Origin of the sequence: Micromonospora sp. NPDC048842 (assembly GCF_040649935.1) — a bacterium.
In the GTDB taxonomy this organism is placed as follows: Bacteria; Actinomycetota; Actinomycetes; order Mycobacteriales; family Micromonosporaceae; genus Micromonospora; species Micromonospora hortensis.
Genome location: NZ_JBEZGK010000050.1, coordinates 1 through 9,439, shown reverse-complemented (window position 1 = coordinate 9,439; position 9,439 = coordinate 1). Strand labels below are relative to the sequence as shown.

Genomic DNA, 9,439 nt, shown 5'->3' with positions numbered 1-9,439 from the left:
CCGTCGGCCCCGCCCGTGCCGTCGGCCCCGCCCGTGCCGTCGGCCCCGCCCGTGCCGTCGGCCCCGCCCGTGCCGTCGGCCCCGCCCGTGCCGTCCGCCTGTGGTTGGCCCGGTCGGGTCTGGGCCAGGAGGGTGCGGCATGCGCGCCGATCTTGCAGGTTCGGTCGTCGAGATAGGCGGAATCCGGGCTTATGTCGGGACAGTAAATGCAAGATCGACGGGAAGGGCGGATCGGCTTCGTCGATCATGGAGTTGTGGTGCCTGGCTTGGTGTTATTCGGGCTATTTGTCGCCCACCACAACTCCATGATCGACGGGGCGGGGCTCGACGGGGCGGGGCTCGACGGGGCGGGGCTCGACGGGGCGGGGCTCGACGGGGCGGAACGGGGCGGGGTTGACGTGCCGAACGGGGTCAGGCCAGTCCGGCGCGGCGCAGGGCTTCGGCCATTGCGTCATTGGCCGGCGCCGGTGCGCCCTGCCGCTGCTGCCCGCCGCGACCTCCCTGCCCGCCTCGACTGTCCTGGCCGCCTCGACTGTCCTGCCCGCCTCGACTGTCCTGGCCGCCTCGACCGGCCTGGCCTTCGCGACCGCTCTGGCCGCCGCCGCGACCGGCCTGGCCTTCGCGACCGGCCTGGCCTTCGCGACCGGCCTGGCCTTCGCGACCGCCCTGGCCGCCGCCGCGACCACCCTGCGGCGCGCGCTGCGCCGGGCCGCCACGTCCCTCCTGGCTCGTCCGACCACCACCACCACCGGCGGCAGCGGGTTCGTCGTCCAGGCGCAGGGTCAGCGAGATCCGCTTGCGGGGTACGTCCACGTCGAGCACCCGGACCTTGACCACGTCGCCGGACTTCACGACCTCGCGGGGGTCCTTCACGAAGGTCCGGGACATCGCCGAGACGTGCACCAGACCGTCCTGGTGCACCCCGACGTCGACGAACGCGCCGAACGCGGCCACGTTGGTGACCACGCCCTCCAGCACCATCCCCGTCGTCAGGTCGCTGATCTTCTCCACCCCCTCGACGAAGGTGGCGGTGCGGAACTCCGGGCGGGGGTCCCGGCCCGGCTTCTCCAGCTCGGCGAGGATATCGGTGACGGTGGGGAGACCGAACCGGTCGTCGACGAAGTCGGTGGCCCGCAGCCCGCGCAGGATGCCGCTCTTGCCGATCACCGAGCGCAGGTCCTGCCCGGTGGTGGAGAGGATGCGGCGCACCACCGGGTACGCCTCGGGGTGCACGCTGGAGGAGTCCAGCGGGTCATCGCCGCCGGGGATGCGCAGGAAGCCGGCGCACTGCTCGAACGCCTTCGGCCCGAGCCGGGCCACCTTCTTCAGTTCGGTACGCGTACGGAACGGCCCGTTGGCGTCCCGGTGCAGCACGATGTTCTCGGCCAGGCCGGCGCCGATCCCGGAGACCCGGGTCAGCAGCGGCGCGGAAGCGGTGTTGACGTCCACCCCCACCGCGTTCACGCAGTCCTCGACTACCGCGTCCAGCGACCGGGACAGCTTCACCTCGGACAGGTCGTGCTGGTACTGACCGACGCCGATCGAGCGCGGGTCGATCTTGACCAGCTCCGCGAGGGGGTCCTGGAGGCGGCGGGCGATGGAGACCGCGCCGCGCAGCGACACGTCCATCCCTGGCAGTTCCTGCGAGGCGTACGCGGAGGCGGAGTAGACCGACGCGCCGGCCTCGGAAACCATCACCTTGGTCAGGTTGAGCTGCGGGTGCCGGGCGATCAGCTCCCCGGCGAGCTTGTCGGTCTCACGGGAGGCGGTGCCGTTGCCGATCGCGACAAGCTCCACCCCGTGCGCCCCGGCCAGCCGGGCGAGGGTCTCCACCGACGCGTCCCACTGCCGGCGCGGCTCGTGCGGATAGATCGTGTCGGTGGCGAGCACCTTGCCGGTGGCGTCCACCACTGCCACCTTCACTCCGGTCCGCAGACCCGGGTCGAGACCCATCGTGGGCCTGGTGCCGGCCGGCGCGGCGAGCAGCAGGTCCCGCAGGTTGGTGGCGAAGACCCGGACGGCCTCCTCCTCGGCCGCCTGCCACAGCCGCATCCGCAGGTCCGCGCCGAGGTGGATGAGGATCCGGGTACGCCACGCCCAGCGGACCGTGTCGGACAGCCAGCGGTCGGCCGGGCGACCCGCGTCGGACACCCCGAACCGGCCGGCGATGGCCGCCTCGTAGCGGGTCGGGCCGGTCGGTACGGCGTCCGCCTCGCCCGCCTCCTCCGACTCCATGGTCAGGTCGAGCACGCCCTCCTTCTCGCCCCGGAACATCGCCAGGATCCGGTGCGAGGGCAGCTTCGGGTACGGCTCGGAGAAGTCGAAGTAGTCGGCGAACTTGGCACCGGCCGCCTCCTGACCCTCGCGTACCCGGGCAACCAGACGGCCCCGCGACCACATCTGCTCGCGCAGCGTGCCGATCAGGTCGGCGTCCTCCGCGAAGGTCTCGATGAGGATCGCCCGCGCGCCCTCCAGCGCGGCCGCGGCGTCGGCGACGCCCTTCTCCTCATCGACGAACCCGGCGGCGGTGGTCCGCGGGTCCTGACCGGGGTCGGCCAGCAGCGTCTCGGCCAACGGGGCCAACCCGGCCTCGCGGGCGATCTGCGCACGGGTTCGCCGCTTCGGCTTGTACGGGAGGTAGATGTCCTCCAGCCGGGACTTCGAGTCGGCGGCCATGATCTGCGCTTCCAGGGCCTCGTCCAACTTGCCCTGGCCGCGGATCGACTCCAGCACCGCGGCCCGCCGCTCGTCCAGCTCGCGCAGGTAGCGCAGCCGCTCCTCCAGTGTGCGCAGCTGGGTGTCGTCGAGCAGGCCGGTGGCCTCCTTGCGGTAGCGGGCGATGAACGGCACTGTGGCGCCGCCGTCGAGCAGCTCCACGGCCGCCCGCACCTGACGCTCGGCCACGCCGAGCTCGTCGGCGATCCGCTGATGAACAGACTGGGTCACGATCTCGATCCGCCTTCGGGAGTGGGTACGCCTGCATTCTGCCGGGCGCGCCCTGGCGCTGTCGCCGCGCCCGGCCGGGGCGGGCGACCGAACCGCGGCGCCCGACCGGGGTGACCGGCGGCGGTCCCGTCGGGCCTGCGCTAGCGTGGCGATCATGGAATCTGCTGCGGAGCCGCGCGCCCGGCGGCTCTTCGGCGGCAGCGCCCGGGCCCTCGGCGACCTCACGGCCAACCCGTTCCGTGCCGACCGGGACCGGATCGTCGGCTCGCCGTTCTTCGCCCGCCTCGGTGGCGTCACCCAGGTGATCAGCCCCGTCGGCTCCGGGCTGCTGGTGCACAACCGGCTCACCCACAGCCTCAAGGTCGCTCAGGTGGCCCGGGCCGTCGCCGAGCGGTTGAGCGCCGACGAACGGTGGCGTGACCTGCTGGACAAGCTCGGCGGCTGCGACCCCGACGTGGTGGAGGCGGCAGCGCTCGCCCACGACCTCGGCCACCCACCGTTCGGGCACCTGGGGGAGCGGGTGCTGGACCGGCTGGCCCGTCAGCGTCTCGGCCTCTCCGACGGTTTCGAGGGCAACGCGCAGTCGTACCGCATCGTCACCAGCACCGAGATTCGCGGCGCGGCCACCACCGGGTTGGACCTGACCGCGGCGGTCCGCGCGGCCATGCTGAAGTACCCGTGGACCCGCCTGGACCACCCCGACCCGCACCCGCGCACCATGGACCCGCCGCCGCGCGGCGCCACCCCGCCGCCGGACGACCCGGAGAGCGGCTCGTCGAAGTTCGGCGCGTACCGGACCGAGCTGGACGACCTGCGGCAGGCCAGGGCACCGTTCGCCGGTCGCATCCCGGACTGGCAGCAGACGGTGGAGGCGTCCGTGATGGACACCGCCGACGACATCGCGTACGCCATCCACGACGTGGAGGACTTCTACCGGGTCGGGGTGCTCCAGCAGGGCTCGGTCTCCGCGGAGTTGATGGCCTGGCAGCGCGAGAGCGGGCAGCTGCGGGCGATCACCGACGCGGCGTTGGCCACGGCTGCCCGGCGACCCGGGGCGGCGATCGAGCGGCTACGCCGGCAACTGCACCGCAAGGACGCCTGGATCGCCGACGACGACGCGTTCGCCGCCGCCGTCGAACACGTCCGCGAGGAATTGGTGGACGGGCTGCTCGCGATGCCGTTCGACGGCTCGATCGAGGCCGAGCAGTACGTGGCAAGGTTCTCCGCCCGCTGGTCCACCCGCTTCGTCGAGGCGATAACTGTCACCGAACAGCCGTCGGTGCGCTCCGGGCACGTGCTGCTGGGCTGCGCGCAGTGGCACGAGGTGCAGGTGCTCAAGTTCGTCCACCACCGGTTCGTGCTGGCCCGCCCGGACCTCGCCCTGCACCAGCGCGGCCAGGCCCGGCTGCTGAGCACCCTGGTCGAGGCGCTCTGGGAGTGGCTGCTGGACCCGGAGGAGGAGTCCCGGCTGCCCCGGCGGCTGCACGACCTGGTCGAGTTGGCCGAGGCGGAGCTGCACCCGCGTACCCCGGACCGGATCGGTCGTGCCCGGGGCCGAGCCATCGTGGACTTCGTAGCGCAGCTCACCGACGGTCAGGCGGTGGCCATGCTGGACGCGCTCTCCGGCCGGTCCGGTGCGCTCTGGACCGACGCGTTCGTGCTCTGACCCGACGTCAGGCGACGGCCCGTTGCCAAGTGACGGCCCGACGTCAGGCGATGCCTGCGTGGCCTGACTCAGGCGATGGCCTGCCACCAGCCGTCGACGGCGGGCGGCTCGTCGACCACCACCCGCTCGCCCGGCCGGGGCACGGCGAGCCGCACGTCGCGGGCCTTCGCCTCGGCCCACAGCCGGTCGACCGGCTCGGACCAGTCGTGCAGGGCCAGGTTGAACGTCGCCCAGTGCACCGGCACGAACAGCCCGCCGCGCAGGTCGAGGTGGGCGCTGACCGCCTCCTCCGGGAACATGTGGATCGTCGGCCAGGCCCTGTCGTACGCGCCGATCTGCATCAGCGTGACGTCGAACGGCCCGTGCTCGGCGCCGATCTCGGCGTACCCGTCGAAGTAACCGGAGTCGCCGGTGTAGAAGACCTTGCGACGCGCCCCGGCCACCACCCACGAACTCCAGAGCGTGCCGTCGCGGCGCAGCCCTCGTCCGGAGAAGTGCTGGGCGGCGGTGGCGGTGATCTCCAAGCCGGCGACCTGGTGCGACTCGGACCAGTCCAGTTCGATGATCCGTTCGGCGGGTACGCCCCAGCGGTCCAGGTGCGCACCCACGCCGAGCGGCACCAGGAACGGCGCGGACTGCCCGGCGAGCAGCGCCCGCACGGTGGCCATGTCGAGGTGGTCGTAGTGGTCGTGCGAGATCAGGATGGCGTCCAGCGGGGGCAGCTCGTCGATGCCCACCGGGGGCTCGTGCAGCCGACGCGGGCCGACCAGACCCGAGGGGGAGCACCGCTCGCTCCAGACCGGGTCGAGCAGCACCCGCCGGCCCTCGATCTCGATCAGGGTCGAGGCGTGGCCGTACCAGACGATGTTGAGCTCGTCGGCGCTGTCGGCGGCCCCCGGCCCTCCGGCGCTGGGGCGCAGCAGCGGGAGGGCTGTGGTGGGACGCCGCTTCTGCTTGCCGAAGATCAGCTCGCGGACCAGATTGCGCCCCGGCTCGGCGATCATCGTGCGGGTGCCGGCCCGGTTGTGGAAGGTGCCCTCGCGGAACTGCGGCGAGCGGGCCGCCCGTTCGGCTCGCGCCCCGCTGAGCCGGCCACCCAGCGCCGCCGGCACATCCCGGGCGACCCAGGCCAGGCCGGCCAGCGCGGCCAGGCCAGCGGCGCCCCGCATCCGCCGCCCGAGCGACCGTTCGACGTCCGTGTTCTGCGCTCGTGCCATTGCCGTCCCTCCGACGTGTCCGCCCTACACGGTAGTCACCCGGACCGACCCGTGCCTCGGTGGTCGCCACGCCGGGTCGGTCGCCGGCAGCGGCGACCGACCCGGGAGGGACTGACGACGTGCCCTAGCCGCCGTTGCTGGGGCGTCGGGCGGTGATCCGGAACGTCTTGCCGACGCCCGCGATCCGATCGACAGCGGCCAGGAACTTGGGGCCCATGGCGGCCCGGGCCTGCACCGCCGGATGGGTCGCGCCGAAGTCCTCAGGGTTGGCCTGACCATCGGCGAAGAGGGCGTAGGTGAGCACCGCAGCGCCGGAGCGGTCGAAGATCACGCCGGCCTCGTGCCGGGCGTCGGCGTACCAGCCGGCCTTGGTGGCGATCCGGGCCCGCTCGTCGGAGGACATCGTGCGCCGGATGCCGTCGGTGAACGCCACCGGGGAGCGCAGGATGCCCAACAGGTACGTCGTCGAGGCGGGGGAGAGCAGCGTGCCAGCGACCAGGGCGCGCAGCAGGTCGTGCGTCTCCCGGGGGGTGCTGGTGCCGAGGAAGAATCGGTTCGGGTTGGCCACCGGCTGCACCTGGGTGTTCGGGAAGCCCTTGGCGACCAGGATGGAGTTGATCTCGGCGGCCGGGGCGACCAGCCCGCACAGCCGCACCGCCGTGTCGTCCGAGACGGTCAGCAGGTTGGCCAGCACGTGCCCGATGGTCACCAGGCTCGGGTACGCGCCGTCCAGGCTGAAGATGCCGTCACCGCCCGGTACGACGATCGCCGCACTCACCTCGACCTGCTGGTCCAGGGTGAGCAGACCTCGGTCGACCTTGTCGAGCACCGCCGTGGCAACGGCGATCTTGTTGACGCTGTACGCCTCGATCCGCCGGTCCGCGTCGGCCTCGACCGCGACCACCGGAGCTCCGGCCGGGTCGGCGACGCTGACGTACGCCTGCCAGTTTCCGCCGGCCGCGGCGCTGTGCTTGGCGAAGACGGAGGCGACCCGAAGGGCGGCCCGAGCGGGGGTTGTCGGTGCGGCCTCGGTGGTCTCGGCGGCGCTCGCCGGGGCGGCAGCGCCCAGCACCGTGCCGGCGGTGGCCACCGTGCCCAGTCCGAGTGCCGTTCTGCGGTTCAGTCGCATGGTCAATCGTCTCCCCGATCGTGGTGTGCCTGAGCGCTTGCTGGCCCACCACCCTAGGCGAGTTGATCGACGCACGATGCCCCCGAATATGTCCCGAACAGTCCCGAACAGGTCAACCGAACCGTCGGCGCAGTGCGGCGTGCACAGCTCCGACCGGTCCGAACAGGAGTTGCCGCAGGTCGGGCAGGTGGCCGCCGCGGACGGCCTCACCGGAGGGGTTCGGAGCGAAGACCGAGCCGTCGTGCACCGCGACTGATCGTCCACTCAGTCCGGCAGCCCGCATCAACGGCCCGACGAGGACGTCGTAGACCCCCGGCAGGACCGTGAAGCCGGCCCGCAGCACCACGTTGAGCCGGCCCACCGAGACTCCCCGGCGGGGCCGGTCCACACAGTCCACGATGGCTCGGGCCACCCTCTGCGGGCTGGTGACCGGCGGCGGAGGTCGCCCGACGCGGCCCAGATAGTTGGCCGCCTGCTGGTACACCGGAGTGTCCACGCTGCCCGGGTTCACCAGACACAGTCGGATCTCCGGGCTGTCCCGCAACTCCTGCTGCACCGTCCGGGCCAGCCCCTGCAACCCCCACTTACTCGCCACGTACGCGCTCATGTACGGCGCGGTGATGTGCCCGAGCACCGAACCGGTGAGGATCACGGTGCCGGCCCCGGCGGCCCGGAAGTGCCGCAAAGCCACCCGCACCGAGCCGGCGGCGCCGAGCAGATCGGTCCGTACCACCTGGTCGAAGACCCGTTCCGGCAGCTCGTCGAAGCGCCCGTAGGCCATCACCGCCGCCGTGTGCACCCACACGTCGACGCGGCCGAAGCGGTCGATCGCGGCGCCCACGAGCGCGTCCAGCGCGCCCGGCTCGGTCACGTCGGTCGGCACTGTCAGCACGTCGACGTCGGCGCACTCCGCGCGTACCTCGGCCAGGGTCGTGGTGGCGCGAGCGGCGAGGACCAGGCGGTCGCCGCGCTCGGCGAACGCCCGGGCCGTCGCCCGGCCGATCCCGCTGCTCGCGCCAACGATCACGACCACCCGGCTCACGGTGCCACTTGAATTCGTGACTGCGGGGCTCGCAACCCCGGCTCACTCCTCGCACTCATGGTTCGAGGACGACCTTGATGCAGCCGTCCTCCTTCTTCTGGAACATCTCGTACGCCTGCGGCGCCCGAACCAGCGGCACCCGGTGGGTACGCAGGTCCTCCACGCCCAGCGGGTCGTCGTCGCCGGAGAGCAGCGGCAGAATCTCGTCAGTCCACCGGCGCACGTGGCACTGCCCCATCCGCAACTGGATGCCCCTGTCGAACATCTCCATCAGCGGCATCGGGTCCGCCTCGCCGCCGTACACCCCGGAGAGCGACACGGTGCCGCCGCGACGAACCGCCTTGAGCGCGGCATGCAGCACTGACAACCGGTCCACGCCCGCCCGGTCGGTCATCGTCTGGGCCAACTTGTCCGGCAACAGCCCGGCGGCGGTCTGGGCCAACTTCCCCGCCGGCGAACCGTGCGCCTCCATCCCGACCGCGTCGATCACCGCGTCCGGGCCGCGCCCGTCGACCAGATCGATCAACGCGCCCGGCACGTCGGACAGTTGGCTCACGTCGAGCACCTCGATGCCGTGCCGGCGGGCCAACTCCAGCCGCTCGGGCACCAGGTCCAGCCCGATCACCCGGCCCGCGCCGAGGTGGCGGCCGATACGGGCGCAGAACTGCCCGACCGGACCCAGACCGAAGACGGCCAGGGTGCCACCCTGCGGGGTGTCCGCGTACTTCACCGCCTGCCAGGCGGTGGGCAGAATGTCGGACAGGTAGAGGTAGCGCTCGTCCGCGCCGGTCTGCGGGATCTTGATCGGCCCGAAGTGGGCCTGCGGGACGCGCAGGTACTCGGCCTGCCCGCCCGGCACCGAACCGTAGAGCGAGGTGTAGCCGAACAGGGACGCACCCTTGCCCTCGCTGGTGACCTGGGTGGTCTCGCACTGCGCGTAAAGCTGGCGCTGGCACATCCAGCAGCTGCCGCAGGCGATGTTGAACGGCACCACCACCCGGTCGCCAGGCTTGAGCCCGGTCACCTCCGACCCGACCTCCTCGACGATGCCCATCGGCTCGTGTCCGAGGACGTCACCCGGCTTCAGGTACGGCCCGAGCACCTCGTACAGGTGCAGGTCGGAACCGCAGATCGCGGTCGAGGTGATCTTCACGATCGCATCGGTCGGCTCCTCGATCCGAGGGTCCGGGACCTCCTCGACCCGTACGTCTCGCTTGCCCTGCCAGGTGAGCGCCTTCATGTCCATCATCCCTTCTCACTGCCGTCTCGAAAGACTGCTACCCGGGCTAGGGCACTTGAACCGGCCGCCCGTCCCTGGCCTGTCTCCGGCCCTTGGATGGTCGCGGTGAGGGCTGGGGGCTGAGGGCTGGGGGCTGGGGGCTGGGGGGCGACCGTCCCCGGCTTCGGGCGGTCAGGCTTGATCCCTACGCCGGGGACGG

At 72.2% G+C, this 9,439-nt stretch carries 7 protein-coding genes; 1 reads left to right on the top strand and 6 read right to left on the bottom strand.

The genetic code is table 11. From position 1 onward, the window contains the following. Together AB0C19_RS33430 and AB0C19_RS33425 are read right to left on the bottom strand one after the other, a co-directional pair. Window positions 1-248: hypothetical protein (locus AB0C19_RS33430; protein ID WP_357191957.1), on the bottom strand; the 248-nt coding region annotated here is incomplete at its 3' end. Window positions 249-411: 163 nt separating this feature from the next. After that, window positions 412-2,946: a Tex family protein gene (locus tag AB0C19_RS33425; protein ID WP_357191955.1), complete on the bottom strand. Its 2,535-nt coding sequence runs from the start codon at window positions 2,944-2,946 to the stop codon at window positions 412-414. A gap of 154 nt (window positions 2,947-3,100) precedes the next feature. Between AB0C19_RS33425 and dgt the strand changes: the two genes are divergently transcribed. Next, window positions 3,101-4,612: a dGTP triphosphohydrolase gene (dgt, locus tag AB0C19_RS33420; protein WP_357191953.1), complete on the top strand. Its 1,512-nt coding sequence runs from the start codon at window positions 3,101-3,103 to the stop codon at window positions 4,610-4,612. A 68-nt stretch (window positions 4,613-4,680) separates the two neighbouring features. Here dgt and AB0C19_RS33415 read toward each other — a convergent pair whose 3' ends face one another. The 4 genes from AB0C19_RS33415 to AB0C19_RS33400 form a co-directional block, all read right to left on the bottom strand. Next, a complete protein-coding gene (locus tag AB0C19_RS33415) occupies window positions 4,681-5,829 on the bottom strand; it encodes an MBL fold metallo-hydrolase (protein ID WP_357191951.1) in 1,149 nt (382 codons plus the stop codon). Between the two features lie 124 nt (window positions 5,830-5,953). Beyond that, window positions 5,954-6,958: a serine hydrolase gene (locus tag AB0C19_RS33410; protein WP_357191948.1), complete on the bottom strand. Its 1,005-nt coding sequence runs from the start codon at window positions 6,956-6,958 to the stop codon at window positions 5,954-5,956. Window positions 6,959-7,070: 112 nt separating this feature from the next. Further along, entirely contained in the window at window positions 7,071-7,991 is a 921-nt protein-coding gene (locus AB0C19_RS33405) for an SDR family NAD(P)-dependent oxidoreductase (protein ID WP_357191945.1), read from the bottom strand. A gap of 64 nt (window positions 7,992-8,055) precedes the next feature. Then, on the bottom strand, window positions 8,056-9,240 hold the full coding sequence (locus tag AB0C19_RS33400) for a zinc-dependent alcohol dehydrogenase (RefSeq protein ID WP_357191942.1): 1,185 nt from the start codon (window positions 9,238-9,240) through the stop codon (window positions 8,056-8,058). Between the last annotated feature and the right edge of the window lie 199 nt (window positions 9,241-9,439).

Coding starts and splice junctions, on each gene's coding strand:
- dgt (WP_357191953.1), top strand. CDS start 3,101: ATGGAATCTGCTGCGGAGCCGCGCGCCCGGCGGCTCTTCGGCGGCAGC.
- AB0C19_RS33415 (WP_357191951.1), bottom strand. CDS start 5,829: ATGGCACGAGCGCAGAACACGGACGTCGAACGGTCGCTCGGGCGGCGG.
- AB0C19_RS33410 (WP_357191948.1), bottom strand. CDS start 6,958: ATGCGACTGAACCGCAGAACGGCACTCGGACTGGGCACGGTGGCCACC.
- AB0C19_RS33400 (WP_357191942.1), bottom strand. CDS start 9,240: ATGAAGGCGCTCACCTGGCAGGGCAAGCGAGACGTACGGGTCGAGGAG.